Origin of the sequence: Pelagerythrobacter marensis, from assembly GCF_036700095.1 — a bacterium.
Lineage (GTDB): Bacteria > Pseudomonadota > Alphaproteobacteria > Sphingomonadales > Sphingomonadaceae > Pelagerythrobacter > Pelagerythrobacter marensis_A.
In genome coordinates this window covers 2,253,007-2,276,556 of the sequence record NZ_CP144918.1, presented here as the reverse complement: position 1 = coordinate 2,276,556, position 23,550 = coordinate 2,253,007, and the positions used below count along the sequence as shown (strand labels likewise).

The window sequence follows — 23,550 nt, the reverse complement described above, 5'->3', positions numbered from 1 at the left end:
CCCGCAATCCACATTTACCGCAATCGGAAGGGTTATTCGGTCGCGCCGGCCAGCGGGTCGTCGCTCGTTTCGGCAGGCGGCGCGGCGGGTGCGGCAGGGGCCGGCGTTTCGCCAGCCGCCTGGCCCAGCGGATCGGCCGGAACCGAACGGTCGAGCGTGGACGTGATGCTGTCCTGTCCGCCCGATTCGGCAGCGATCGCGGCCAGCGCTATCGACAGAGCGACGAAGACGATCGCCAGCCACTTGGTCGCCCGCGACAGGAAATCGGCCGCCCCGCGCGCGCTCATCAGCCCGGTCGGGCTGCCGCCGATGCCGAGGCCGCCGCCTTCGGAACGCTGCATCAGCACGACGCCGACCAGACCCGCGGCGACCATCGCCTGAAGCACGAAAAGGAAAATGAACAGGGACATCTATCAATCTCGATCCGTTTGCCGGCGTTCAGCGCGCGGCACATTCTGGCGGGGCATCTAGGGACTGTGGCGCGCGGGGGCAAGCCGGGGATTGGCCCGGCCCGCCGGCAGCGGCCGTCCCGGCGGCGCCGGCGGTCGCAGGGGCAAGCGCGCTTGTATCGGTTCGCACAACTGAATACCAACCCGCCCGATGCAGGAAATCCCCACCACCGAAGAACTTTTCGCCCGGCCGTTCTATTTCTGCGGCATCGGCGGATCGGGCATGTTGCCGCTCGCCCAGATCGTGAAAGGGCGCGGGGCGGACGTCGCGGGAAGCGATCGCAGCCGCGACCAGGGGCGCACGCCCGGCAAGTTCGCCGCGCTCGAAGCCCAGGGTTTCGCGCTTCACCCGCAGGACGGCAGCGGGATCGTGTCCGACCGCCAGATCCTGGTCGCCTCGGCCGCGGTAGAGGACACCGTGCCCGAAATCGTCCGGGCGGCCGAACTGGGATGCCTGCGGATGAGCCGCGCGCAGCTCAATTCGATCCTGTTCAACACCGCCGGCGCCGGTCTCGCCGTGGCGGGCACCAGCGGCAAGTCGACCGTCACCGGGATGCTCGGCTGGATCATGCACGCCGCAGGCCGCAACCCGACGGTGATGAACGGCGCAGTGATGAAGAATTTCGTCTCCGCCGAGCGGCCCAACGCCAGCGCGCTGGTCGGCGGGCAAAGCATCTATGTCAGCGAGGTGGACGAGAGCGACGGCTCGATCGCGCTTTACCGCCCCGCCATCGGCGTGCTCCTCAACGTCAGCCTCGATCACAAGGGGATGGACGAGCTGCGCCAGCTGTTCGGCGATTTCCTCGCCCGCAGCCGGATCGCGGTGATCAATGCCGACAATGCCGAGGCGCTGGCCCTGCTGCCGCGCGCGAACGAGGTCATCACCTTCGGGATCGCGCAGGAAAAGGCGCAGATCGGGGTCGTGTCCGGTTCGGTCGCCGAAGGGCCGATCCGCCAGGCGGCGCTGGTGATCGACCGGCACGATGGCAGCGAACATGCACTAACCCTCCATATGCCGGGGCGGCACAACCTGTCGAACGCGCTGGCGGCCATCGCCGCCGCAGCGGCGGCAGGCGTGCCGGTGAGTGCGGCGGTCGCCGCCCTGGCCGACTTCCGCGGCCTTGCCCGCCGGTTCGACCTGGTCGGCATCTCCGCCGCGGGCATCACGGTGATCGACGACTTCGGGCACAATCCCGAAAAGTGCGCTGCCACCCTGCGCACGCTGAAGGCGCACGAAGGGCGGGTGATCGCCTTCTTCCAGCCCCACGGCTACGGCCCCCTGCGCCAGATGGGGGCGGAACTGGCGGAAACTTTCGCGCGCGAGCTTGGCCCGGACGATCGCACGATCCTGTGCGATCCGGTCTATTTCGGCGGGACGGTCGATCGCAGCGAGGGCAGCGAGCGGATCGTGCGCCTGATAGAGGACGCCGGCGGCCAGGCCGAATATATCCCCACCCGCAAGGCCTGCGGCGATCGCATCGCCTGCATCGCCCGCCCCGGCGACCGGGTGGTGATCATGGGCGCACGCGACGACACGCTGAGCGGGTTCGCGCGCGATCTGCTGGAAAGGCTGGGGTAGAGCGGCGGAACGGGACCGTCCCGAATCGCACTATCGCGATGTTCCGGTTTTCTAACCAAATAGCGTCACGATGTCAAGCAAAAAACACCATTATGGTTTCTGAAAGGTCCAGCCCGCGCCGGAAATCGCGACGGTTTCAATGCCCCCCGGCCCCCACTCGCAACACCTTGTGCAGCACGAAGGCGATCGCGGCGCCCAGCGCCAGCCCGAACAGCGCCGACAGCGCGGCATAGGTCGCCCAGCCCAGAATGCCCGACAGGTCGCCGGTTGCCTGCTCGACCGCCTGCTGCACGCCGTGCGCCCAGTCTGACGGGCCATGCAGGCCCACCTCGTGCAGTCCGTGGAGGATGATCCCGCCGCCGACCCAGAGCATCGCGATCGTGCCGATCACCGACAGCGCCGTCAGCAGCCTGGGCATGGCCGCCAGCAGGAACCGCCCGATCCGGCGCGAGAACGAGGATTCCCGTCCCGCCATGTGCAGGCCGACGTCGTCCATCTTCACGATCAGCGCCACCGCGCCATAGACCACCATGGTGATCGCCACCCCGACCAGCGCGAGCACGGCGGCCCGGGTGAAGAAAGTTTCCACCGCCACTTCGTTGAGCGTGATCGCCATGATTTCGGCCGAGAGGATCAGGTCGGTGCGGATCGCGCCCGAAACGCGCTTCTTCTCGAACGCGGCCGGGTCCGCGATCGGATCGGCCAGCGTCTCGCCGTGCTTCTTGCCGCCCAGCTTCTCCAGGACTTTCTCCGCCCCTTCGTAACTGAGGTAGGCGCCGCCGAGCATCAGGACGAAGATGATCGCGGCGGGCAGGAACTCGCTGAGCAGCAAGGCGCCGGGCAGGAGAATCAGCAGCTTGTTCTTCAGGCTGCCCTTGGTGATCTTCCAGATGATCGGCAATTCGCGCGCCGGGGAAAGGCCGGTGACGTAGGACGGGGTGACCGCGGCATCGTCGATCACCACGCCCGCCGCCTTGGTCCCCGCACGGCTCGCCGCGACGCTCACGTCGTCGATCGAGGCCGCCGCGGTGCGGGCGATTACCGAAACATCGTCGAGCAGAGCGACAAGACCGCCGGGCATCGAACCTCCTGCTTTGCAAGCCTTTGTGCCGCACTGCCGCGGGCGCGCATGTCGCACAAGCCCAACCTTTGCCTTGCATTCCCCGCCCACGGCGCTATGTGCCCGCCTTCCCCGCCCCGGACGAATCCGCCCGGGCAGGGAAACGAAGAAAGCCGGAGGGGCCCCGCAATCCCGCGGATCAGCCAGCGATCGGCATTGCAGAGTGAAGGAAGCGAAGCATGGCTCTCTACGAGCATGTCTTTCTCGCGCGGCAGGACCTGAGCCAGAGCCAGGTCGACGCGCTGGCGGCAACCGCCACCGAAATCGTCGAGAAGAACGACGGCAAGGTCACCAAGACCGAGACCTGGGGCCTCAAGAGCCTCGCGTACAAGATCGACCGCAACCGCAAGGCGCATTTCGTCCTGCTCAACATCGAGGGCCCCGGCTCCGTTGTCGAGGAGCTGGAGCGCCAGACCCGTATCAACGAAGACATCATCCGCTACATGACCGTGCGCGTCGACGAGCACGAAAGCGGCCCCAGCGTGATGATGCGCAAGAGCGACCGCGACCGCAAGCGTCGCGCCGACCGCGAGGAGCGCGACTGATGGCCCGTCCGTTTTTCCGCCGCCGCAAGTCCTGCCCTTTCGCGGGCAAGAACGCGCCGACCATCGATTACAAGGACGTGCGCCTGCTCCAGGGTTTCATGTCCGAACGGGGCAAGATCGTCCCCAGCCGTATCACCGCCGTCAGTGCCAAGAAGCAGCGCGAACTCGCCAAGGCGATCAAGCGCGCGCGTCACATCGGCCTGCTGCCCTACGTCGTGAAGTGAGAGGAGAATAGACATGGACATTATCCTCCTCGAACGCATCGGCAACCTGGGCAACATCGGCGATGTGGTCTCGGTCAAGGACGGCTACGCCCGCAACTTCCTGCTGCCGCAGAAGAAGGCGCTGCGCGCCAACGAGGCGAACCGCAAGGTCTTCGAAGCCAACCGCGAACGCCTGGAAAAGGAAAACGCGGAACGTCGCGGCGAAGCCGAAAAGCAGGGCGAAACGATCGACGGCGTCGAGATCGTCCTGATCCGCGCCTCGTCCAATGCCGGCCAGCTCTATGGCTCGGTCAATGTGCGCGACATCGTCGCGGGCCTCGCCGACAAGGGGCACGAGATCGACAAGCGCCAGGTCGTCATGGGGCATCCGATCAAGACCATCGGCATGCACGACGTCACGATCGCGCTGCACCCCGAAGTCAACGTCACCGTGAAGGCCAATGTCGCCCGCTCGGAAGACGAGGCCGAACTGCAGAGCCAGGGCATCGACGTGCTCGCGCAGATGTTCGAAGACGAGCAGAAGGAAATCGAGGAAATGGCCCAGGCCAATGCCGTCGATCCGACGCTCGAACCGGGCGAAATCCCGGCCGACATGCTCGAACAGTCGGACGCCGAAGGCGACGCGGCCGATGCCGATGCCGGGGAAGATAGCCGCGAAAGCTGATCCCGGAGCACGGCCGGCGCGAGCCGGAAGAAACACGCGAAGGGCGCGGCCTCGTCTGGAGGTCGCGCCCTTTTTCGTTGTCCACACGGCACGCCGGACTTTGAAATGTCATGCGAGCGGCGCTATCTGCCGCCGATGGAATCACCTGAAAAAATCATCGAAGACCTGATCCGCCTCTATGGCGAATCGGTCGACCGCCTGCGCGCCGACATCGTTGCCTTCGCCCGCGAAGGCACCCTGCCCAAGCCGGAAAAGCGCAGCGACGGCAGCTACGCCTATCCCGAAATCCGGCTGCGCTTTCGCGGCGGCACGCGCCCTGCCGACAGCAGCCGCGCCTATGGCCGCCTCAATGCCCCGGGGATCTACGCCTCCACGGTGACCCGGCCCCGCCTTTTCGCCGACTATCTGGCCGAACAGCTGCGCCTGATCGCCAGCGATTACGACGTCGATTGCGAAGTCGCGCTGTCGCGGCAGGAAATCCCCTTCCCCTATGTGCTCGATGGCGAGGCCGGGGCGGAGCTGGCGGGGATCAGCCCGAACGAGCTGGCGCGTCATTTCCCCGCGACCGAGCTGGCGGATATCGGCGACGAGATCGCCGACGGATACGAACTCGGCGCGCCCGGCGACCCGTTTCCGCTGTCGCTGTTCGACGGATTGCGGACCGATTTCAGCCTCGCCCGGCTGGCGCACTACACCGGCACCGATCCGGCGCATTTCCAGCGCTTCATCCTGTTCACCAACTATCACCGCTACGTCGACGAGTTCGTGGACTGGGCGGGCGAGCAACTGGGCAGCGACGACTGCACCGCACTCGCCGGGGCCGGCGGCCTCTATCTCGATAGCCCGCGCGAGAACGCGCGCGTCGAACTGTCCGACACGGCTTGGCGGCGGCATCAGATGCCGGCCTATCACCTGATCGGGAAGAACCGCGGCGGGATCACGCTGGTCAACATCGGCGTCGGCCCCTCGAACGCCAAGACGATCTGCGATCACCTCGCCGTGTTGCGGCCCGAGGCGTGGCTGATGATCGGCCACTGCGGCGGCCTGCGCCCCAGCCAGAAGATCGGCGACTACGTGCTCGCCCACGCCTATTTGCGCGACGATCATGTCCTCGATCCCGTTCTCCCGCCCGAAATCCCCCTGCCCGCGATTGCCGAGGTGCAGCAGGCGCTGGCCAGGGCGGCGGAGGATGTCAGCGGGACCCACGGCGCCAACCTCAAGCGGCGGATGCGCACCGGCACCGTGGTCACCACCGACGACCGCAACTGGGAACTGCGCTACAGCCAGTCGGCCCGCCGTCTGTCGCTCAGCCGTGCAGTCGGGATCGACATGGAAAGCGCGACCATCGCCGCCCAGGGATATCGGTTCCGCGTCCCCTACGGCACGCTGCTGTGCGTGTCGGACAAGCCGCTCCACGGCGAGATCAAGCTGCCGGGGCAGGCGAACAGGTTCTACGAAGAGGCCATTGCCGCCCACATGCAGATCGGCGTCACCACCTGCCGCCTTCTGCGCGAGGAAGGCAATCGCCTGCACTCGCGCAAGCTGCGGGCGTTCAACGAGCCGCCGTTCCGGTGAAGGAAACCGGGGCGCCTCCACCGCCGCGAGAGACGGCCGTCGATGTGCGCCCGGCCGGCCCCGGCGACCACGACGCCATCTGGTCCATCCTCGAGCCGGTAATCCGCGCAAGCGAGACGTACGCCTTCGATCGCGACATGAGCAGGGAGGCGGCGCTTGCCTACTGGACCGGGGGCCGCACGCGGGCTTTCGTCGCCGACGAAGGCGGGCGCATTCTCGGAACCTATTACATCCGCCCGAACCAGGCCGGCGGCGGCAGCCACGTCTGCAACTGCGGCTATGTAACCGCTGCCGATGCGGCAGGCCGCGGGATAGCGCGGCTGATGTGCCGCCACTCGCTCGATCACGCGCGGGGACAAGGCTTCCGCGCGATGCAGTTCAACTTCGTCGTCGGTTCGAACGAGCGCGCCGTGCAGCTCTGGCAATCGATGGGTTTCGATATCGTCGGCCGCCTGCCCCAGGCGTTCGACCATCCCAGGCTCGGCTATATCGATGCCCTGGTGATGTTTCGCACGCTATAGCGCGCCGCCATTCGCGTGCACTCACGCCACCGTCACCCCGGGCTTGACCCGGGGTCCCGCTGCTGCGCGCTACACGAGCGTATCGAAAAGATCCTGCCAGTCCGGGTTCCCTTTCTCGATAAGCGCAAATTTCCACTCACGCCTCCAGCGTTTCAACCGCTTCTCGTGCGCGATGCAGTCCTCTATCGAGTCCCCTCGTTCGGCCCAGACCAGCCGATTCAGCCCATAGCGCGCGCAAAAGGATGAACCGGTTCTCTTGCGATGCTGGAATACACGGTCGGCGATCGAGGATGTGACGCCGACATACATCGTCCCGCGATAGCGGTCCGCCATGATGTAGACCCAGCCACCACGTCGTTCCCTGTCCATACCGTCGAACTGAAAGGCAGCGGGACCCCGGGTCAAGCCCGGGGTGACGGGCGAGTGATGGGATGACCGGTTGTCGTCACCCCCTCCCCTTCGTCTTCGTCTTCCACGCCTTGGCGTTGGTGGCGATGAAATCGATGATCATGCCGGCGATGTCCTTGCCCGTGGCCGCCTCGATCCCCTCCAGCCCCGGGGAGGAGTTCACCTCCATGATCACCGGGCCGTGGTTGCTGCGCAGCATGTCCACGCCGCAGACGTTGAGGCCCATCTTGCGCGCCGCGCGTACCGCGGTCGAGCGCTCCTCGGGCGTGATCTTGATCAGCTTGGCGCTGCCCCCGCGGTGGAGGTTGGAACGGAAATCGTCGGGCGCGCCGGTGCGCTGCATCGCGGCGACGACCTTGCCGCCGATCACCAGCGCGCGGATATCGGTGCCGCCGGCTTCCTTGATGAATTCCTGCACCAGGATGTTGACGTTGGCGCCGCGGAACGCCTCGATCACCGACTTGGCGCTCGCTTCCGTCTCCGCCAGGACGACGCCGATCCCCTGCGTCCCTTCGAGCAGCTTGATCACGACCGGCGGCCCCTTGACCGAGCGGATGACTTCCTCGGTCTGCTTCGGGTCGTGCGCGAAAGCGGTCAGCGGCAGGCCCAGTCCGTGCTTGGCAAGGATCTGCATCGAGCGCAGCTTGTCGCGGCTGCGCCCGATGGCGACGCTTTCGTTCAGCGGCCAGACGCCCGCCATTTCGAACTGCCGCAGGATCGCCAGGCCGTAGTTGGTGATCGAGGCGCCGATGCGCGGGATCACGGCATCGTATCCGCTCACCGTTTCGCCGTTATAGCTGACCGTCGGCCGGTGGCTGGCGATATGGACGGTGCAGCGCAAGGTGTTGAGAATGTCGAGCGTATGCCCGCGCGCTTCGGCAGACTCGACCAGGCGGCGATGCGAATAGAGGTTCGCATTGCGCGCGAGCATGGCGATTTTCATGGCTGCAAGATCATGGTTTGTAGCCTTTTTCCACCTCGAGCCCGGGGGTCTGAAGCCACGAATGCCCCGAGTCGACGACGAACCTGCGCCTTAGCGCAGAACGGCCGATAAGCATCGGGAATTTCATGTCCGATCGATCGGCAAGGCTGATCTCGGCGCGGAATTCGAGACTACCGATCCTCAATGGCGTCTTGATGACATAGCGAAACTGCGTCTCGCCGTTCGAACTGGTGATTCCGCGCCGGTCGACATGGACCGCCTCGCACACCTGGCGTACATGCTGGCGCTCGAAATCGACCGCGAAGCGCACGTATTCGGCCCCGTCGCGTTCGAACTTGTCCAGCACCACCCCGTGCAGGGAGGAGGTGCGCGCACCGGTGTCGATCTTGGCCGGGACATTGTGCAGGCCCAGTTCGGGCAGGTGGACCAGCTCGCGCCAGCCCACCGTCGCCATCGGCGATTTCGCGCCGCTCAAACCCGGTTCGCCCGACTGCCGCGAGCGCCCTTCGCCATTCTTACCATCCGGTCGGCTTGCCCTTGTTCTGTTCGTCGAGCCACGCCTTCAACGGCGCGAAATATTCGAGCATCGGGCGCGCGCTCATCTCGCGCGTGCCGGTGAAGGCTTCGAGCGCGTCGGGCCAGGGCTTGCTGGCCCCCATTTCGAGCATGGCGTTGAGCTTCCGGCCCACGTCTTCGTTGCCGTAGAAACTGCACCGGTGCAGCGGGCCTTCCCACCCCGCCTGCTCGCAGGCGGCCTGATAGAACTGGAACTGCAGGATACGCGCGAGGAAATAGCGCATGTAGGGCGTGTTGCCCGGAATATGATACTTGGCGCCCGGATCGAAAGCGTCGGCCGGCCGTTCCACCGGCGGCTCGATCCCCTGGTACTCGCGCTTCAGGTCGACCCAGGCGGTGTTATATTCCGCTGGGCTGATCGACCCGTCGAACACGCCCCAGCGCCACTTGTCGACCAGCAGGCCGAAGGGCAGGAAGGCGACTTTGTCCATCGCCTGGCGCAAAAGCAGACCGATATCCTTGTCGGCCCCCGGGACCTGGCTGCGATCGAGCAGGCCGATCTGCACCAGATATTCGGGCGTGATCGACAGGGCGATCATGTCGCCGATCGCCTCGTGAAACCCGTCGTTCGCGCCGTTGAGATAGAGGTAGGGCTGATCCTTGTAGGCGCGCTGGTAATAGTTGTGCCCCAGTTCGTGGTGGATCGTGACGAAGTCGTCCGCGTTCACCTTGATGCACATCTTGATGCGGATATCGTCCTTGTTGTCGATATCCCACGCGCTGGCATGGCAGACGACCTCGCGGTCGGCCGGCTTGGTGAACATCGAACGCTCGTAAAACGTTTCGGGCAGCGGCGCGAAGCCGAGCGAGGAGAAGAAGCCTTCGCCCGTCCTGACCATGTCGAGCGGCCCCTTGCCCTGCGCTTCCAGCAGCTCGCCGATGTCGTAGCCGAGATCGCCCGCCCCCTCGGGCGCGACCAGCGGGTAGATATTGCCCCATTCCTGCGCCCACATATTGCCGAGCAGGTCGGCGCGGATCGGCCCGGTCGCGGGCTGGACGGCATCGCCGTACTTCTCGTTGAGCTTCCAGCGCACATATGTGTGGAGCGCCTCGTAGAGCGGCCGCGTTTCTTCCCACAGGCGCTCGGTCATCGCGGTGAATTCTTCCGGCTCCATGTCGTAACCGGAACGCCACATGGCGCCGACGTTGTCGAACCCCAGCTCCGCCGCGCCCTCGTTGGCGATTTCGACCAGGCGCGCGTAATCCTCTTTCATCGGGGCGCCGACATTGTCGTGCCAGCTCGCCCACATCTCGGCATATTCTTCCGGCGTGTGATCGAGATTGCCCATCTCGGCCTCGATGTCGGAGCCGGAAATCGGCGCGCCGTTCAGCGTGCCCTTGCCCTTGCCGTACTGGCTCTGCAGATCGGTCGCGATCTGGTTGAGTTCGCTTGCCGCGCCCTCGGTGGTCGGCGCGGGCAGGACGATGCCGTTGCGCAGGATGTCGAGCTTGCGGGACACGTCCGGGTCCAGGCCGCCCACTTGCGCGTATTTCGCCGCTTCCAGCGCGTACTTGACCGATTTCTCGGTTCCTTTCGCGCCGGCCTGCGCCGCGAGCGCATCGGTGTCGTCGGTGATATAGGTGGCGTTGACCCAGTAGATCCGGCTCGCCTCGACCGAATAGTCGAACAGGTCCTTCTCGACCATCGCGACCCAGGCCGCCGCGCCCTCGGGAGTCATCGGATATTGGCCGGCGGTCGCCTCGCTGTCGTTTCCTGCTGCGCCGGCCTGCGCGACAGCAGGCGTGGCAAGCGATACGGCGAGCGCGGCAAGCGCGACGGATGCGAATTTCATGGCGGCAGCGATCCTCTCAAACTGTCATGCGGTTTCCCGAGATACCGGTTTGTGAACCGCAGTTCGAGGCGAATCAAGCCGATGCGCGTCGGGGCGCGCAAACGATCACCCGCTGTTGCGAAGGAACCGCACCAGTTCGTCGCCCAGCGCTCCCTCGGTCACCGAACCCATGTGCGTGCCGGGAATTTCGACATGGCGGCCATCGGGCAACGCTTCGGCCAGCCCTGTGGCGGAGCCGTTGTCGTCGTCCTTGTCGCCGCACAGAACCATCGTCGGCATGGCGATCTTCGCCAGTTCCGCCGGATCGGTATCGTCCACCGCCTGCAACAGCAGGCGCGCCGCCACGCGGTCGATCTTCATCGTTTTCATGAAGCTGACCGGCATGAACGCCGGATCGCCGCGCTTCACCTCGTCGAAACGGTCGATCGCATCGATGAAGAAGGCCGAGCGACCACTCCAGCCGGCCAGCCCCTCAAGCCCCATCCCCGCCAGCACCAGGCGGCGCGGGCTCAAGCCTTCGATCACCGCGCGCGCGGCGGTGCGCGCGCCGAGCGAGAAGCCGACGAGATCGTAATCGTCGAGGTCGAGTGCCGCGACCAGCGCCGCGGCATCGCGCGCCAGCACGCCGGGCGGATAGCTTTCCGGGTCGTGCGGCTTTCCGCTCGACCCGTGCGCCCGCAAGTCGGGCATGATCGCCTCGAACCCCGCGTCCGCCAGCTTGCCCGCGTGGCCGAAGCGGACCCAGTTCATCTCCGCGCTCGAGAACAGGCCGTGGAGGAGCACCACGGGCCGGCCGGCACCCATCCGGTGCACGGCCAGTTCGGTGCCGTCGAACGAGGCGATCGTCTGTTCTGTGGGGCCGCTCATCGTGGCCTGCTTCCCTTCGTCAACCGTTCTGCTCCGCGACCACCAGATGCGCCCGCATCGGCGGGCTTCCGTCGCGGCGATGTTCGTCCAGCATATCGGGGCCGCCCGGCCGTCGCGCCATCCCGCGCCGGTCGCGCAAAGCCTGCAACGCGCCATAGACTCCGGTGGCATCGCCGCCGGTATGATCGGCGGTCAGGCTGGTCAGGGCAGGCAGGTCGAGCCGCTCGAGGCCGGGCACGGCCTCGGCCGCTTCGATCCCTGCGAAATGGCGAAAGCCGTCGGGGCGATCTTCCCAGGAAACGCCCCACAGCGTCTCGGGCCGGCCATCCAGCCTGCGGCAAAGCTCCTCGATCAGGCGGCGGACCGCGCCGTCGGCGGCTTCGGCATAGGTTCCTTCCCACGCCATTCCCGCCAGGCGGCGGGGCGGATGGTCGACCAGCGCCGCTTTCACCGTTCCACCAGCCCTTTCTGTTCCATCCGCCATTGCGCCATTGCGATCCGGTCCTGGCCGAAGAACGGCTCCCCGTCGACAACCAGCGTGGGCACGCCCCAGTGGCCCGCATCCTCGAGCGCCTGCTGATTGGCGGCGATCTCGCTGTCGAGTTCGCCCGCCTCCGCCGCGATCTCCGCGTCCAGCTCGGCGAGATCGAGCCCGGCCCGTTCCGCCGCGCCGGCGAGATGATCGCCTTCGTGCCAGCCTTCCGCCCCGCCCCAGATCAACTGTCCGGCCTCGTGCGCGAAGGCAAGGCCGTGCCCCCGCCGCGCCGCGGCCTGCCCCAGCCGGGTGATCCGGTGGATATAGGGCTGCTCGGCCGCGATCTTGCGCGTCGCGATGTCCTGCAGAATCGGGTCGGGCCGCGGCACGCCGAACGGAATGCCGTAAAACTGCGCCACCCGCGCCATGTCGAGGAAGGTATAGCGCAACCAGTTCGGATGATTGCGTTCGAAGAAATCGGGCTGCCGGATCGCCAGCGGATAGACCGGCCGCAACGCGATATCGACCGTGTACTGCTCCGCCAGCGAGCGATAGCGCCCGACGGCAAGATAGCTGTAGGGGCTGCGAAAGCTGAAATAGAGATCGGCGGCAAGGGTCGTCATCGCAGCACCTCGAGCAACCGTTCAAAACGTGTGCCCTTGCAGCGGGCCTTCAGCCGAGCATCCGCAGTCACAATCGGGACATCCAGCGATTCACTCATTGCCAGATAGAAGCAATCGTAGACCGGATGGCCCAATTCGAACGCAATGGCCAATGCCTGCTCCGCGAAAGGGCGCGAAGGCCGCAGTTCGACGAATGAGCCCACCATCGTCTGTGCCGTGGTCGCATGCTCACGCTCCAGTTCCCGCTTGCGCCACTTTTTCCAAAGCGCGTTGGATACCTCGACGACCAACAGATCGGGCGCGGCGAGCGGCTCGCCGATCAGCAATTCCGCCTCTGCCTGCCCCGCTTCGGCCACGAACCATTTGACCACGACGCTCGTATCGACGAGCTTCATCCGGCGTCGCGGTATCCGTCGCGATCTTCGCGAACCAGCAGTTCCGATGGCGTCTGCTTCACGCCCTCCGGCGTCATGGCGCGGATACGGCGCGAGATTTCGAGCAACTCCTCCTTGCGCCGGCGCGAAACCGGCCGCGCAAGCTTCAGCGCATCGCGCAGTTCCGCCTCCAGCGAGCGTCGGTTGCGCTCGGCCGCTTCGCGATAGTCGGCGAGCGTCTCTTCATCGAGGTTGCGGATCAGGACCTGTCCCATGCCGCAGATGATAGCATCATGCTATCATCGCAGCAATCACCCCTTCTTCAGGTGCCTGCGGCCGAGCAGTTCCGCGATCTGCACCGCGTTGAGCGCCGCGCCCTTGCGCAGGTTGTCGGAAACGCACCACAGGGTCAGCCCGTTCTCCACCGTCGGGTCCTCGCGCACGCGGCTGATGTAGGTCGCGCCGTCGCCCGCGCTTTCGACCGGGGTGACATATCCGCCGTCCTCGCGCTTGTCGACGAGCATCACGCCCGGCGCCTCGCGCAGGATGTCCTGCGCCGCTTCGGCCGACAGCTCGTTTGCGAACTCGATATTGACCGCTTCGGAATGGCCGACGAAGACCGGCACGCGCACGCAAGTGGCGTTGAGCTTGATCTTCGGGTCGAGGATCTTCTTGGTCTCGACCATCATCTTCCACTCTTCCTTGGTCGATCCATCGTCGAGGAAGACGTCGATATGCGGGATGACGTTGAAGGCGATCTGCTTGGTGAACTTCCGCGGTTCGACCGGATCGCCGACGAAGATCGCGCGGCTCTGTTCGAACAGCTCGTCCATCCCCGCCTTCCCGGCGCCCGAAACCGACTGGTAGGTGCTCACCACCACGCGCGTGATCGTCGCCGCGTCGTGCAGCGGCTTGAGCGCGACGACGAGCTGCGCGGTCGAGCAGTTCGGGTTGGCGATGATATTGCGCTTCACATAGCCGTCGATCGCGTCCGGGTTCACCTCGGGCACGATCAGCGGCACGTCGGGCTCCATGCGGTAGAGCGAGGAATTGTCGATCACCACGCAGCCGGCCGCCGCCGCCTTGGGCGCATATTCCTTCGCCGGGCCGCTACCGGCGGCGAACAGGGCGATATCCCACCCGGTGAAATCGAAATGCTCGATGTTCCTGCACTTGAGCATCTTGCCGGTGTCGCCGAACTCGACCTCCGTGCCGACGGAGCGGGAGCTGGCGACCGCGGCCACCTCGTCGCAGGGGAATTCGCGTTCGGCGAGAATCTGCATCATCTCGCGCCCGACGTTCCCGGTCGCGCCGACGATTGCCACCCGATAACCCATCTGCAACTCCTCGCTTGTTCAGGCCGCGTGCCTAGCGCGCCACCGCGCCTGCGCAACCGTAATTGATTTTGTGACCGGCCAAGCAAAAGGGGCGCCCCGACCCTGTGCCGGAGCGCCCCTTCGCTTGTCTCGTTCCCGGTGGAGAGGCGATCAGGCCTTCTCGGTCGGGCGATTGTCGCGGCGCTCGGCAATGCGGGCCGATTTACCGGTGCGGCCGCGCAGGTAATAGAGCTTCGCCCGGCGCACGACGCCGCGGCGAACGACGGTAATGCTGTCGACCACCGGCGAATAGAGCGGGAACACGCGCTCCACGCCTTCGCCGAAACTCATCTTGCGCACGGTGAAGTTCGAACCCATGCCGCGGTTCGAACGGGCGATCACCACGCCTTCGAAATTCTGGATACGCTCGCGCGTGCCCTCAACGACTTTCACGCCGACGCGCACGGTGTCCCCGGCGCGGAAATCGGGAATGTCCTTCCCGAGGTTTTCGATGGCCTCGGCCTCGAGCTGCTGGATCAGGTTCATCTGCCTGGTCTTCCTAGTCTTTTTGCCGCGCGCCAGAGGCAGATCGGTCCCGAGCGCCACTGTAGCGCTCCCAAAGGTCCGGCCTGCGTGACCGTGTGTCTTCCTCGCTGCGTTGCTTGCGCCACGCCGCGATCTTCGCATGATCCCCCGATCGCAGCACTTCAGGGATCATGCGCCCTTCCCATTCCTGAGGTCGGGTATATTGCGGATATTCGAGAAGCCCTTCTTCGAAGGATTCCTCGGCCCCGCTCGAAGCCGCGCCCATTACGCCGGGAAGCAGGCGAATGCAAGCATCGAGAATCGCCAGGGCGGCGGGCTCCCCGCCCGACAGGACGATGTCGCCCAGGCTGACCTGCTCGATCTGCGGCCGCGCCTCGAACAGACGCTCGTCGAACCCTTCGAACCGGCCGCACAGGATCACCACGCCCGGCCCCGCCGCCAGCTCGCGGACGCGCGCCTGGGTGATCGGCCTGCCGCGCGGGGTCATGGCGAGGACAGGTCGATCCTCCCCGGAACGGGGAGGGGGACCAGCCGCAGGCTGGTGGAGGGGCACGGGCGGATGTTCCGGACATCTGGGGTTCTGAGCCGAGCGAGGGGCCCCTCCACCCCCGCCTCCGGCGGCGGTCCCCCTCCCCGTCCCGGGGAGGATCACCGAATCCAACGCCCTCGCCAGCACGTCCGCCTTGAGCACCATGCCCGCACCCCCGCCGGCCGGCGTGTCGTCCACTGTCCGGTGCCTGTCGGTCGCAAAGTCGCGGATCTGCACCGTCTCGCAGGTCCAGTCCCCCCGCTCCAGCGCCCGCCCGGCCAGCGAAACGCCCAACGGCCCGGGAAACATCTCGGGGTAGAGCGTTAGAATGGTGGCGGCGAAGGTCATCCTCTCGCCCATGCGCAACCGGGAGGGCGATAGCAAGCCAATGGACGACTGCATCATCATCGGCGCCGGACCCGCCGGCCTGACCGCCGCGATCTATCTCGCGCGCTATCACCTCTCGATCCGGCTGTTCGACTGCGGCACCAGCCGGGCGGCGTGGATACCCTGCACCCGCAACCACGCCGGCTTTCCCGACGGCATCGCGGGCAACGGGCTGCTGCGCCGGATGCGCGAGCAGGCGCGCAAGTACGGCGCTCTGCGCGAAGAGAAGCGGGTCGAGCATCTGGCCAGGGCCGGGGCGCACTTCACCGTCGGCACCGACAGCGGGACCTACACCGCGCGCACCGTCCTGCTCGCCACGGGCGTCGTCAATCGCCGTCCCGATACCCTGCCCGACGAGGTTCACGACGAGGCGCTCGCGCGCGGGCTGCTGCGCTACTGCCCGGTCTGCGACGGCTACGAGGTCACCGACCGGCGGATCGCCGTGATCGGCACCGGCAGGCATGGAACGGCGGAAGCGCTGTTCCTGCGCGGCTATACCGCGGACCTGACGCTCGTCAGCCCGCACGGCGACCACGATCTCGACCGCGCATGTTCGGCGCAGCTCGAAGAGGCGGGGATTGCCCGCGTCGCCGGACCGTGCGGCGGCTTCGCGATCGAGGGGGAGCGGTTGGCGTTCGACACCGCCGACAGGCGCATGGCCTTCGACAGCGTCTATCCCGCGCTTGGCACGACGGTCCGCTCCGAACTGGCGCAGCTCGCCGGGGCGGAGACGAACGAGGATGGCTGCGTGGCGGTCGACGACCATCTCGAAACCACCGTCCCCGGCCTCTTCGCCGCGGGCGACGTGGTGATCGGCCTCGACCAGATCAGCCACGCCATGGGCCAGGCCGGGGTCGCCGCCACCGCGATCCGCAACCACCTAGCGGACGATCGGCCGATCCGGCGGTAGAGGGCGAACCCCAAGCCGCATCGAACATCGGTTGCGGCAAGCTCCAGTTCTCGAGCCTGAGCCCCGGAACGTCCGCAAAATCGGCCGCATTGCTGGTCACGATTCCGGCACGAGATCAATTCCACACGACCAACCGCGGAAAAGCGGAAAGCGGCCTCGGCCCGACGAAAGCGATTCTACTCGGCGAAATCGCGGTTCACGATCAGCCGCTCGTCGTCCCATCCGGGCACCGCGACCTCGGTCATCGGGACCATGAAGCGCTTCCCGTCGGGCTTTTCGATTTCCACCACGTCGGTGGCACCGTAGTTCTCGACCGCTACGACCGTGCCCACAGGATCGCCCGCGTCGGTCACGGCGGGAAGGCCGATCAGGTCGACGTGGTAGTATTCGCCCTCCTCCAGCGGGGGGAGCGCGGCGCGCGGCACGGTGAGCGTGGTGCCGCGCAGCTTCTCGGCCGCGGCGCGGTCGGTCACTTCGGCGAAGCGGGCGATCGCGCCGCCCTTGTTGTCGCCGCGCACTTTCGACAGCGTCAGCGCGCCGCCGTTGTAGGCCTTGTGCGCCTGCAGGTTCTCCAGCCCCTCGCCGAAAAGCTTGAGGCGGACTTCGCCCGTCACCCCGTGCGCGCCGATGACGGCCGCGAGGGTGACCGGCTTGTCCCGCAGGTCCCCCTCCCGCGTGCGGGAGGGGTCAGGGGTGGGCCTGGCCGGGCGCGTCATCGCTTCACGCGCCCACCCCCGGCCCCTCCCGCAAGCGGGAGGGGAGGCAGGAGCATCAGCCTTCGGCCTTGTCTTCGCCGCCCTCGGCCGGCTCGTCCGCGGTCGACTCGACCGCTGCCTCGTCGCCGGTCGCCGGGGTTTCGCTGCCTTCGGCCGGCTCGTCGGTGGTCGGCGCAGGCGCTTCGGCGGTCGCTTCCTCGGCGGCCTTCGCGGCTTCCTCGGCTTCGGCGATCTTGGCGGCCTTCTCTTCGGCGCGTTCCTTGGCCTTCTCACCCGGTTCGGCCTTGTTCGGGTTGTTGCGCGCGGCGCGCTCGCGGATGCCGGCGGCGTCGAGGAAGCGGGCGACGCGGTCGCTCGGTTGGGCGCCGACGCCGAGCCAGTAGCGGGCGCGATCCTCGTTCAGCTGAACGCGCTTCTCGTCGTCCTTGGCGAGCAGCGGGTTGTAGGTGCCGATCTGCTCCAGATACTTGCCATCGCGCGGCTTGCGGCTGTCGGCCGCGACGATGCGGTAGTAGGGGCGCTTCTTCGCGCCACCGCGCGAGAGACGGAGTGCAATTGCCATTGTAGATTACCTTCCAACGTTAAATGTTTAATATTTAAGTTATTTCTTCGAACCGGGAAGACCGGGCAGCCCCGGCGGCATGCCGCCCGCGCCGGGCCCGCCGAGCCCGGGCATCGCGGCACCCATGCCGCCGCCGCCCAGCAGCGCGCCGAGGCCCTTGAGGCCGCCCATCTTCTTGATCTGCTTCATCGCGCGGCTCATTTCCTGGTGCATCTTGAGCAGCTTGTTCACGTCCTGCACCTGCAGGCCGCTGCCCGCCGCGACGCGCTTCTTGCGCTTGGCGTTGAGCAGCGCGGGGTTGGCGCGTTCCTTGGGCGTCATCGAGCCGATGATCGCATCCATGTGGACCAGCACCTTGTCGTCCGCGCCCGACTGCGAGAGCGCGGCCTTGGCCTTCTTCATGCCCGGCAACATGCCGGCCAGCATTCCCAGCCCGCCCATGCTCTGCATCTGGCGCAGCTGCATGCGCAGGTCGTTGAGGTCGAACTGCCCCTTCGCCATGCGCCTGGCGAGCGCTTCGGCGTCTTCTTCCTTGATCGTCGCCGCGGCCTTCTCGACCAGGCTGACGACGTCGCCCATGCCGAGGATGCGGCCGGCGACGCGCTTGGGATCGAAGGCTTCCAGCGCGTCGAGCTTCTCGCCCGTGCCGGCGAACTTGATCGGCTTGCCGGTGACGTGCCGCATCGACAGCGCCGCGCCGCCGCGGGCATCGCCGTCCATCCGGGTGAGCACCACGCCGGTCAGCGGCACTTCCTCGGTGAAGCTCCTGGCGACGTTGACCGCGTCCTGGCCGGTCAGCGAATCGACCACCAGCAGCACTTCGTTGGGCGAGGAGATGCCGGCGACCGCCTTCATCTCCGCCATCAGCGCCTCGTCGACGTGCAGGCGGCCGGCGGTGTCGAGCAGCAGCACGTCGGCGGCCTGCAGCCTGGCCGATTCCATCGCCCGGCGGGCGATATCGACCGGCTGCTGGCCCTGCACGATCGGCAGGGTCGCGACGCTGACCTGCTCGCCCAGAACCGCCAGCTGCTCCTGCGCAGCCGGACGGTTGACGTCGAGCGAGGCCATCAGCGCCTTCTTGCCGTGCTTCTCCTTGAGAAACTTGGCGAGCTTGGCGGTGGTGGTCGTCTTGCCCGAGCCCTGGAGGCCGACCATCATGATCACGACCGGCGGCCGGGCGTCGAGGTTCAGCCCCTCGACCGCCTCCCCGCCCAGCATCTCGACCAGTTCGTCGTTGACGATCTTGACGACCTGCTGGCCCGGCGTGACCGATTTCAGGACCTCGGCGCCGATCGCCTTTTCGGTCACCGCATCGATGAAGCGGCGCACGACCGGCAGCGCGACGTCCGCCTCGAGCAGCGCGACGCGCACTTCGCGCATCGCGTCGCGCACCTCCTGCTCGCTGAGCGCCCCGCGCCCGCGCAGGCGGTCGAACACGGTGCCGAGCCGGTCGGACAGATTGTCGAACATCGCCTACTCCAAACGCAACTTGCGGCCGAACGATCGGCCAAACGCGAAAAACGCCGGCGGACGAAACCTCGTCGGCCAGCGTGCGGCTTTCACCACATATATCCGTCGATTGGTGGAGCCGAGGGGGATCGAACCCCTGACCTCTACAATGCCATTGTAGCGCTCTCCCAGCTGAGCTACGGCCCCGTTCCAATCGTGTTCCGGCGCGCACTGGGCGGCGAACCGGCCCCCGCCGAAGCGGGAGGGCCGCCCTTTATTGAGAGCGGCCCGGCTTGGCAAGTGCGATCTGACGGAAAATCAGGTGTCCTCTTCCTCGTCGTCGCCCTTGCCCTTCGCAACGCCCAGGTCGTCGTCGCCGCCCAGGTCCACTTCGTTGTCGGGCGAATCGTCGTCGTCGTCGACGTCGATATCCTCCAGGTCGCCGCCGCCCAGGTCGCTGTCGGGCTCCTTGTCCTTCTTTTCCTCTTCCTCGAACGGAATCGGCTGCTTGGTCTTCAGCACCGGCTCGGGCGTCCATTCCTCCCCGCATTCGATGCAGGTCACCGGCTCGTCCTTGCCGAGGTCGTAGAAGCGTTCACCGCACTTCGGGCACATACGCTTGGTGCCCCATTCTGGCTTGGCCATTGTCAATCCTTAACGTCGCCCGCCGCCACGACGGGGCAGAAATCCGAAAGTGGAACGTGATGGGTGCGGCCGCGCCGGGAATCAAGAGCGCACCGCATGCGGCGCGCGCCTTGCCATAGGGCAATGCCGCTGTCAAAAGCCGCGACCGATCCGCCCCCTCTCCGGTAAAGGACCGTTTTCCTTGAACGACTTGCCCCGCCCCCGCCGCTTCCTGCCGTCCGGCCCGTTGCGCGGGCGGATTCGCGTGCCGGGCGACAAGTCGATCAGCCACCGCGCGCTGATGCTCGGCGCGCTGGCCGTGGGCGAGACGCGCGCGAGCGGGCTGCTCGAAGGCGAGGACGTGCTCGCCACCGCGGCCGCGCTGCGCGCCTGCGGGGCGACGATCGCGAAGCAGGGCGATACCTGGTCGATCCACGGGGTCGGCGTCGGCGGCCTGCTCCAGCCCGAAAACGCGCTCGACATGGGCAATTCGGGCACCTCCACTCGCCTCCTCATGGGCCTTTTCGCGAGCCACGCCATCACCGCCGTGCTGATCGGCGACGCCAGCCTGTCGAAACGCCCGATGGGCCGCGCGATCGAACCGTTGAGCCGGATGGGCGCAAGCTTCACGCCTTCCCCCGGCGGCACGCTGCCGCTGACGATGGAAGGCCTCTGCCCGGCGGTGCCGATCGAGTACCGCCTGCCCGTCGCCAGCGCGCAGGTAAAGAGCGCGGTGCTGCTCGCAGGGCTTAACACGCCGGGCGTGACGACGGTGATCGAGCCGGTGCCGACGCGCGACCATTCGGAGCGAATGCTGCGCGGCTTCGGCGCGGAGCTGGAGGTCGAGGAACTGGGCGGAGAGCGGGTGATCCGCATTCATGGCGAGGCCGAGCTGCGCCCGCAGACGATCGAAGTTCCGGGCGACCCCTCCTCGGCCGCGTTCTTCCTCGTCGCGGCGAGCCTGGTCGAAGGCAGCGATCTCACGATCGAGAACGTCGGTCTCAATCCAACCCGCGCCGGCCTGGTCGCGGTGCTCCGCCAGATGGGCGCGAGCATCGAAGAAATGGATGCGCGCGAAGTCGGCGGCGAGCCGGTCGCGGACTTGCGCGTGCGCCACGCATCGCTCACCGGGATCGAGGTCGACCCGGCGATTGCGCCGAGCATGATCGACGAGTTCCCCGTGCTGTTCGTCGCCGCCGCGCTCGCGCAGGGCCGCACGGTGACGCGCGGGCTGGAGGAACTGCGCGTCAAGGAAAGTGACCGCATCGCCGCGATGGCCGCCGCGCTCACCGCCGCCGGCGCGCGGGTGGAGGAGACCGCGGACGGCCTGATTGTCGAGGGCACCGGCGGCGACCCGCTGGCCGGCACGGGCGAGGCCGCGGCGGTCGTCACCCACCTCGACCACCGCATCGCGATGAGCATGGCCGTTGCCGGCCTTGCCAGCCGCAAGGGGGTGGAAATCGACGACACCCGCCCGATCGGCACGAGCTTCCCCGATTTCGAGAGCCTGCTGGACCGATGCCAGGCGTGACCTGCCCCCTGATCCTCTCCCGTCATGCTGAACTCGTTTCAGCATCCGTCACGCAGTACGCGAAGGCGGTGCAGATCGCGCGATGGACCCCGAAACAAGTTCAGGGTGACGGGCGCGAGTGCGCGGAGATCGCGCCATGATCGGGCTCGACTGGGCCACGCTCGTCGGCTTCGTCGGCATGGGCTGCATTATCGCCGCCTATGCCTACCTGACCTGGAACGAAGCGCCGAACCCGTTCGTGCTCCACGGCACCAACCTGCTGGGCGCCGCTTTGCTGACGGTATCGCTGCTCGTCCACACCAACTGGCCGAGCCTGGTGCTCGAAGGCTTCTGGGCCGCGATCGCGATCTACGGCCTGGCGAAAGCGGCGCGGGGCCGCCGGCAGGGCCGGATCGAAAGGCCGGAGGCATGATGCACCGCGCGGGTCTCGCCCTCGCCGCCGCACTCGCCTGCGCATCCGGCGCCCATGCGGAGGAACCAGCCATGCCGCCCGCCGCCATCGAAGACCGGATCGAAACACTGATGCGCGAAAACGGCGTGCGCGGCATGGCGCTTGCCGTCACCGAAGGCGGCGAAATACGCCAGGTGCGCGCCTTCGGGGATCGCAATGCGGCCGGCGATCCGCTTACCGAGGATACCGTGATGTATGGCGCATCGCTGACCAAGGCCGTCTTCGCCTATCTGGTCGTCCAGTTGGCGGCGGAAGGGCGCATCGATCTCGATCGTTCGATCGCCGCCTATCTGCCCCGTCCCCTGCCCGAATATGCCGATGCGGAAGAGGGTTACGCCCCTTGGCACCATCTGGCGGGCGATGAACGCTGGCGGGCGCTGACGCCGCGGATGCTGCTCAACCATTCCTCCGGCTTCGCCAATTTCTACTGGCTCAACGAAGGGGAAAGGCTGCATTTTCACTTCGATCCCGGCACCCGCTACGCCTATTCGGGCGACGGCGTCACCCTGCTGCAATTCGTGCTCGCCGAAGGACTCGGCCTGGATGTGGAGGCGGAACTGCAACGCCGCGTCTTCGGCCCCTTCGGCATGACTCGCAGCAGCCTGATCTGGCGGGACTCGTTCCGCGAAAACCTCGCCGACGGCTGGCGGGAGAATGGCGAACCCGTCGCGCATGACGAACGCAGCCGCGTGCGCGCCGCCGGGTCGCTGGACACCACCATCGCCGATATGGCGCGCTTTTCTGCGGGCATAATGGGCGGGCCGGAGGATCTCTGGCGGGAGATGGCGCGACCGCAATTGCCGATCCTCTCCGCCTCGCAATTCCCCACTCTCGCAGGCGACGCGCCGGTTGAACGGCGCACGCCCGGCCTCGCCGCCGGGCTTGGCGTGGTCGCCTTCACCGGACCGCAGGGACCGGGCATCCTCAAGGGCGGGCACAATGAATGGACCGGCAATATCTGGGTCTGCCTGGAAGACGGACGGCGCTGCGTCATGCTGTTGGGCAATGACGTGCGCGCCGAACGAATCTATCCGCGCATAGTGCGCATGATTTTGGGCGAAACCGGCGCTCCCTGGCGCTGGGAATATGGCGATGTCGAATGGGCGAGCGAATGATCGTCGCCGTCGACGGGCCGACCGCATCGGGCAAGGGCACGATCGCCCGCGCGCTGGCCGAGCGTTACCGGCTGCCGCACCTCGACACCGGGCTGCTCTACCGCGCGGTCGGGCGCCAGGTGCTGCTCGACGGCGGCGACCCGGACGACCCCGCCGATGCGCTGGCCGCGACGCGCTTTCCCGACACGCTGCTGGCCGATCCGCACTTGCGCAGCGAGGAGACCGGCGGGCTCGCCAGCCGCGTCTCGATCCACCCCGTCGTGCGAGAGGCCCTGTTCGAGCGCCAGCGGGCGTTCGCCACCCAGCCGGGCGGCGCCGTGCTCGACGGGCGCGACATCGGCACGGTGATCGCGCCCGAGGCGGAGGTGAAGCTGTTCGTCACCGCCAGCGTGCAGGCGCGCGCCGAGCGCCGCTGGAAGGAAATGCGCGATCGCGGGGTCGAGGTCTCGCTGGAGGAAATCGCCGCCAACTTGCGCCGCCGCGACGAACGCGACACGCAGCGCAAGGACGCGCCGCTCCGCGCCGCGCCCGATGCGCGGGTGATCGACACCTCCGCCCTCGACCGGGACGAGGCTGTCGCCGCCGCGATCGAGGCAGTCGAAAGCGCGCTGCGGAGGCGGTGAGCGGTTCGCGCTCGCGGAGGGCGTGGAGGGACTGAGCTGGAGCCTGCAGCGATTT

At 67.1% G+C, this 23,550-nt stretch carries 29 protein-coding genes and 1 tRNA gene; 11 read left to right on the top strand and 19 right to left on the bottom strand.

Going from position 1 to position 23,550, the window contains the following annotated elements; genetic code table 11:
- Window positions 1-32: 32 nt before the first annotated feature.
- Window positions 33-410 (bottom strand): preprotein translocase subunit SecG, encoded by a 378-nt coding sequence (gene secG / locus V5F89_RS10770; protein ID WP_338445648.1) that lies wholly within the window; start codon window positions 408-410, stop codon window positions 33-35.
- A 190-nt stretch (window positions 411-600) separates the two neighbouring features.
- Between secG and V5F89_RS10765 the strand changes: the two genes are divergently transcribed.
- The gene (locus tag V5F89_RS10765; protein ID WP_338445647.1) at window positions 601-2,028 is read left to right on the top strand and encodes a glutamate ligase domain-containing protein; all 1,428 of its coding nucleotides are present in this window, start codon (window positions 601-603) and stop codon (window positions 2,026-2,028) included.
- A 136-nt stretch (window positions 2,029-2,164) separates the two neighbouring features.
- Here V5F89_RS10765 and V5F89_RS10760 read toward each other — a convergent pair whose 3' ends face one another.
- On the bottom strand, window positions 2,165-3,109 hold the full coding sequence (locus tag V5F89_RS10760) for a DUF808 domain-containing protein (protein WP_338445646.1): 945 nt from the start codon (window positions 3,107-3,109) through the stop codon (window positions 2,165-2,167).
- A gap of 218 nt (window positions 3,110-3,327) precedes the next feature.
- Here V5F89_RS10760 and rpsF point away from each other — a divergent pair, with 218 nt between their 5' ends.
- From rpsF to V5F89_RS10735, 5 genes are all read left to right on the top strand, one after another.
- Window positions 3,328-3,693 (top strand): 30S ribosomal protein S6, encoded by a 366-nt coding sequence (gene rpsF, locus V5F89_RS10755; protein WP_338445645.1) that lies wholly within the window; start codon window positions 3,328-3,330, stop codon window positions 3,691-3,693.
- Window positions 3,693-3,917, top strand: a complete 225-nt coding sequence (rpsR, locus tag V5F89_RS10750) for a 30S ribosomal protein S18 (protein WP_047805858.1) — start codon at window positions 3,693-3,695, stop codon at window positions 3,915-3,917. Before rpsF ends, rpsR begins: the two co-directional genes overlap by 1 nt.
- Window positions 3,918-3,930: 13 nt before the next feature.
- Window positions 3,931-4,581, top strand: coding sequence for a 50S ribosomal protein L9 (gene rplI / locus V5F89_RS10745; protein ID WP_338445644.1), 651 nt, complete (start codon window positions 3,931-3,933; stop codon window positions 4,579-4,581).
- A gap of 135 nt (window positions 4,582-4,716) precedes the next feature.
- Window positions 4,717-6,156, top strand: coding sequence for an AMP nucleosidase (locus tag V5F89_RS10740; protein WP_338445643.1), 1,440 nt, complete (start codon window positions 4,717-4,719; stop codon window positions 6,154-6,156).
- Window positions 6,153-6,677 carry an N-acetyltransferase family protein gene (locus V5F89_RS10735; RefSeq protein WP_425334349.1) on the top strand — a complete coding sequence of 175 codons (525 nt, stop codon included), beginning with the start codon at window positions 6,153-6,155 and terminating at the stop codon, window positions 6,675-6,677. Before V5F89_RS10740 ends, V5F89_RS10735 begins: the two co-directional genes overlap by 4 nt.
- A 69-nt stretch (window positions 6,678-6,746) precedes the next feature.
- On the opposite strand, the gene V5F89_RS10730 is transcribed toward V5F89_RS10735, so the two are convergent.
- From V5F89_RS10730 to trmD, 12 genes are all read right to left on the bottom strand, one after another.
- Window positions 6,747-7,046: a GIY-YIG nuclease family protein gene (locus V5F89_RS10730; protein ID WP_338445642.1), complete on the bottom strand. Its 300-nt coding sequence runs from the start codon at window positions 7,044-7,046 to the stop codon at window positions 6,747-6,749.
- 76 nt (window positions 7,047-7,122) lie between these two features.
- Window positions 7,123-8,028 carry a 30S ribosomal protein S6--L-glutamate ligase gene (gene rimK / locus V5F89_RS10725; protein ID WP_338445641.1) on the bottom strand — a complete coding sequence of 302 codons (906 nt, stop codon included), beginning with the start codon at window positions 8,026-8,028 and terminating at the stop codon, window positions 7,123-7,125.
- Between the two features lie 10 nt (window positions 8,029-8,038).
- The gene (locus V5F89_RS10720) at window positions 8,039-8,482 is read right to left on the bottom strand and encodes an ATP-dependent zinc protease family protein (protein WP_338447561.1); all 444 of its coding nucleotides are present in this window, start codon (window positions 8,480-8,482) and stop codon (window positions 8,039-8,041) included.
- 61 nt (window positions 8,483-8,543) lie between these two features.
- Window positions 8,544-10,397: a M2 family metallopeptidase gene (locus tag V5F89_RS10715; protein WP_338445640.1), complete on the bottom strand. Its 1,854-nt coding sequence runs from the start codon at window positions 10,395-10,397 to the stop codon at window positions 8,544-8,546.
- 105 nt (window positions 10,398-10,502) lie between these two features.
- Window positions 10,503-11,264 carry an alpha/beta fold hydrolase gene (locus tag V5F89_RS10710; protein WP_338445639.1) on the bottom strand — a complete coding sequence of 254 codons (762 nt, stop codon included), beginning with the start codon at window positions 11,262-11,264 and terminating at the stop codon, window positions 10,503-10,505.
- A 19-nt stretch (window positions 11,265-11,283) separates the two neighbouring features.
- Window positions 11,284-11,748: a GyrI-like domain-containing protein gene (locus V5F89_RS10705; RefSeq protein ID WP_338445638.1), complete on the bottom strand. Its 465-nt coding sequence runs from the start codon at window positions 11,746-11,748 to the stop codon at window positions 11,284-11,286.
- Complete coding sequence (locus tag V5F89_RS10700) at window positions 11,712-12,362, bottom strand: 2-hydroxychromene-2-carboxylate isomerase (RefSeq protein WP_338445637.1); 651 nt, start codon at window positions 12,360-12,362, stop codon at window positions 11,712-11,714. Before V5F89_RS10700 ends, V5F89_RS10705 begins: the two co-directional genes overlap by 37 nt.
- Entirely contained in the window at window positions 12,359-12,757 is a 399-nt protein-coding gene (locus V5F89_RS10695; RefSeq protein ID WP_338445636.1) for a type II toxin-antitoxin system VapC family toxin, read from the bottom strand. The genes V5F89_RS10700 and V5F89_RS10695 overlap by 4 nt, the downstream gene beginning before the upstream one ends.
- Window positions 12,754-13,011: a FitA-like ribbon-helix-helix domain-containing protein gene (locus tag V5F89_RS10690; protein WP_338445635.1), complete on the bottom strand. Its 258-nt coding sequence runs from the start codon at window positions 13,009-13,011 to the stop codon at window positions 12,754-12,756. Before V5F89_RS10690 ends, V5F89_RS10695 begins: the two co-directional genes overlap by 4 nt.
- A gap of 36 nt (window positions 13,012-13,047) precedes the next feature.
- The gene (locus V5F89_RS10685) at window positions 13,048-14,073 is read right to left on the bottom strand and encodes an aspartate-semialdehyde dehydrogenase (RefSeq protein ID WP_338445634.1); all 1,026 of its coding nucleotides are present in this window, start codon (window positions 14,071-14,073) and stop codon (window positions 13,048-13,050) included.
- Between the two features lie 150 nt (window positions 14,074-14,223).
- Entirely contained in the window at window positions 14,224-14,598 is a 375-nt protein-coding gene (rplS, locus tag V5F89_RS10680; protein WP_338445633.1) for a 50S ribosomal protein L19, read from the bottom strand.
- Window positions 14,599-14,611: 13 nt separating this feature from the next.
- The gene (trmD, locus tag V5F89_RS10675; RefSeq protein ID WP_338445632.1) at window positions 14,612-15,475 is read right to left on the bottom strand and encodes a tRNA (guanosine(37)-N1)-methyltransferase TrmD; all 864 of its coding nucleotides are present in this window, start codon (window positions 15,473-15,475) and stop codon (window positions 14,612-14,614) included.
- A 40-nt stretch (window positions 15,476-15,515) separates the two neighbouring features.
- Between trmD and V5F89_RS10670 the strand changes: the two genes are divergently transcribed.
- Window positions 15,516-16,424, top strand: coding sequence for an NAD(P)/FAD-dependent oxidoreductase (locus V5F89_RS10670; RefSeq protein ID WP_338445631.1), 909 nt, complete (start codon window positions 15,516-15,518; stop codon window positions 16,422-16,424).
- 176 nt (window positions 16,425-16,600) lie between these two features.
- Here the strand turns inward: V5F89_RS10670 and rimM are convergent, their stop codons facing one another.
- From rimM to V5F89_RS10645, 5 genes are all read right to left on the bottom strand, one after another.
- The gene (gene rimM, locus V5F89_RS10665; protein ID WP_338445630.1) at window positions 16,601-17,140 is read right to left on the bottom strand and encodes a ribosome maturation factor RimM; all 540 of its coding nucleotides are present in this window, start codon (window positions 17,138-17,140) and stop codon (window positions 16,601-16,603) included.
- Between the two features lie 55 nt (window positions 17,141-17,195).
- Entirely contained in the window at window positions 17,196-17,702 is a 507-nt protein-coding gene (rpsP, locus tag V5F89_RS10660; RefSeq protein ID WP_338445629.1) for a 30S ribosomal protein S16, read from the bottom strand.
- Window positions 17,703-17,741: 39 nt separating this feature from the next.
- Window positions 17,742-19,172, bottom strand: a complete 1,431-nt coding sequence (gene ffh / locus V5F89_RS10655) for a signal recognition particle protein (RefSeq protein WP_338445628.1) — start codon at window positions 19,170-19,172, stop codon at window positions 17,742-17,744.
- Window positions 19,173-19,282: 110 nt separating this feature from the next.
- A tRNA-Ala gene (locus V5F89_RS10650) sits at window positions 19,283-19,358 on the bottom strand.
- 111 nt (window positions 19,359-19,469) lie between these two features.
- The gene (locus tag V5F89_RS10645) at window positions 19,470-19,796 is read right to left on the bottom strand and encodes a TIGR02300 family protein (protein WP_338445627.1); all 327 of its coding nucleotides are present in this window, start codon (window positions 19,794-19,796) and stop codon (window positions 19,470-19,472) included.
- Between the two features lie 181 nt (window positions 19,797-19,977).
- On the opposite strand from V5F89_RS10645, the gene aroA reads away from it, so the two are divergent.
- The 4 genes from aroA to V5F89_RS10625 all read left to right on the top strand — a co-directional run bounded on the left by aroA (window position 19,978) and on the right by V5F89_RS10625 (window position 23,495).
- Entirely contained in the window at window positions 19,978-21,306 is a 1,329-nt protein-coding gene (gene aroA / locus V5F89_RS10640) for a 3-phosphoshikimate 1-carboxyvinyltransferase (RefSeq protein ID WP_338445626.1), read from the top strand.
- 136 nt (window positions 21,307-21,442) lie between these two features.
- Window positions 21,443-21,718 (top strand): CBU_0592 family membrane protein, encoded by a 276-nt coding sequence (locus tag V5F89_RS10635; protein ID WP_338445625.1) that lies wholly within the window; start codon window positions 21,443-21,445, stop codon window positions 21,716-21,718.
- On the top strand, window positions 21,715-22,872 hold the full coding sequence (locus tag V5F89_RS10630) for a serine hydrolase domain-containing protein (protein WP_338445624.1): 1,158 nt from the start codon (window positions 21,715-21,717) through the stop codon (window positions 22,870-22,872). Before V5F89_RS10635 ends, V5F89_RS10630 begins: the two co-directional genes overlap by 4 nt.
- Window positions 22,869-23,495, top strand: coding sequence for a d(CMP) kinase (locus V5F89_RS10625; protein WP_338447560.1), 627 nt, complete (start codon window positions 22,869-22,871; stop codon window positions 23,493-23,495). The genes V5F89_RS10630 and V5F89_RS10625 overlap by 4 nt, the downstream gene beginning before the upstream one ends.
- Window positions 23,496-23,550 lie beyond the last annotated feature (55 nt).

What these genes read in the sequence shown, in the direction of transcription:
- secG (WP_338445648.1), bottom strand. Translation starts at nt 410, where the DNA reads ATGTCCCTGTTCATTTTCCTTTTCGTGCTTCAGGCGATGGTCGCCGCG.
- V5F89_RS10765 (WP_338445647.1), top strand. Translation starts at nt 601, where the DNA reads ATGCAGGAAATCCCCACCACCGAAGAACTTTTCGCCCGGCCGTTCTAT.
- V5F89_RS10760 (WP_338445646.1), bottom strand. Translation starts at nt 3,109, where the DNA reads ATGCCCGGCGGTCTTGTCGCTCTGCTCGACGATGTTTCGGTAATCGCC.
- rpsF (WP_338445645.1), top strand. Translation starts at nt 3,328, where the DNA reads ATGGCTCTCTACGAGCATGTCTTTCTCGCGCGGCAGGACCTGAGCCAG.
- rpsR (WP_047805858.1), top strand. Translation starts at nt 3,693, where the DNA reads ATGGCCCGTCCGTTTTTCCGCCGCCGCAAGTCCTGCCCTTTCGCGGGC.
- rplI (WP_338445644.1), top strand. Translation starts at nt 3,931, where the DNA reads ATGGACATTATCCTCCTCGAACGCATCGGCAACCTGGGCAACATCGGC.
- V5F89_RS10740 (WP_338445643.1), top strand. Translation starts at nt 4,717, where the DNA reads ATGGAATCACCTGAAAAAATCATCGAAGACCTGATCCGCCTCTATGGC.
- V5F89_RS10730 (WP_338445642.1), bottom strand. Translation starts at nt 7,046, where the DNA reads ATGGACAGGGAACGACGTGGTGGCTGGGTCTACATCATGGCGGACCGC.
- rimK (WP_338445641.1), bottom strand. Translation starts at nt 8,028, where the DNA reads ATGAAAATCGCCATGCTCGCGCGCAATGCGAACCTCTATTCGCATCGC.
- V5F89_RS10720 (WP_338447561.1), bottom strand. Translation starts at nt 8,482, where the DNA reads ATGGCGACGGTGGGCTGGCGCGAGCTGGTCCACCTGCCCGAACTGGGC.
- V5F89_RS10715 (WP_338445640.1), bottom strand. Translation starts at nt 10,397, where the DNA reads ATGAAATTCGCATCCGTCGCGCTTGCCGCGCTCGCCGTATCGCTTGCC.
- V5F89_RS10710 (WP_338445639.1), bottom strand. Translation starts at nt 11,264, where the DNA reads ATGAGCGGCCCCACAGAACAGACGATCGCCTCGTTCGACGGCACCGAA.
- V5F89_RS10705 (WP_338445638.1), bottom strand. Translation starts at nt 11,748, where the DNA reads ATGGCGGATGGAACAGAAAGGGCTGGTGGAACGGTGAAAGCGGCGCTG.
- V5F89_RS10700 (WP_338445637.1), bottom strand. Translation starts at nt 12,362, where the DNA reads ATGACGACCCTTGCCGCCGATCTCTATTTCAGCTTTCGCAGCCCCTAC.
- V5F89_RS10695 (WP_338445636.1), bottom strand. Translation starts at nt 12,757, where the DNA reads ATGAAGCTCGTCGATACGAGCGTCGTGGTCAAATGGTTCGTGGCCGAA.
- V5F89_RS10690 (WP_338445635.1), bottom strand. Translation starts at nt 13,011, where the DNA reads ATGGGACAGGTCCTGATCCGCAACCTCGATGAAGAGACGCTCGCCGAC.
- V5F89_RS10685 (WP_338445634.1), bottom strand. Translation starts at nt 14,073, where the DNA reads ATGGGTTATCGGGTGGCAATCGTCGGCGCGACCGGGAACGTCGGGCGC.
- rplS (WP_338445633.1), bottom strand. Translation starts at nt 14,598, where the DNA reads ATGAACCTGATCCAGCAGCTCGAGGCCGAGGCCATCGAAAACCTCGGG.
- trmD (WP_338445632.1), bottom strand. Translation starts at nt 15,475, where the DNA reads ATGACCTTCGCCGCCACCATTCTAACGCTCTACCCCGAGATGTTTCCC.
- V5F89_RS10670 (WP_338445631.1), top strand. Translation starts at nt 15,516, where the DNA reads ATGGACGACTGCATCATCATCGGCGCCGGACCCGCCGGCCTGACCGCC.
- rimM (WP_338445630.1), bottom strand. Translation starts at nt 17,140, where the DNA reads ATGACGCGCCCGGCCAGGCCCACCCCTGACCCCTCCCGCACGCGGGAG.
- rpsP (WP_338445629.1), bottom strand. Translation starts at nt 17,702, where the DNA reads ATGGCAATTGCACTCCGTCTCTCGCGCGGTGGCGCGAAGAAGCGCCCC.
- ffh (WP_338445628.1), bottom strand. Translation starts at nt 19,172, where the DNA reads ATGTTCGACAATCTGTCCGACCGGCTCGGCACCGTGTTCGACCGCCTG.
- V5F89_RS10645 (WP_338445627.1), bottom strand. Translation starts at nt 19,796, where the DNA reads ATGGCCAAGCCAGAATGGGGCACCAAGCGTATGTGCCCGAAGTGCGGT.
- V5F89_RS10635 (WP_338445625.1), top strand. Translation starts at nt 21,443, where the DNA reads ATGATCGGGCTCGACTGGGCCACGCTCGTCGGCTTCGTCGGCATGGGC.
- V5F89_RS10630 (WP_338445624.1), top strand. Translation starts at nt 21,715, where the DNA reads ATGATGCACCGCGCGGGTCTCGCCCTCGCCGCCGCACTCGCCTGCGCA.
- V5F89_RS10625 (WP_338447560.1), top strand. Translation starts at nt 22,869, where the DNA reads ATGATCGTCGCCGTCGACGGGCCGACCGCATCGGGCAAGGGCACGATC.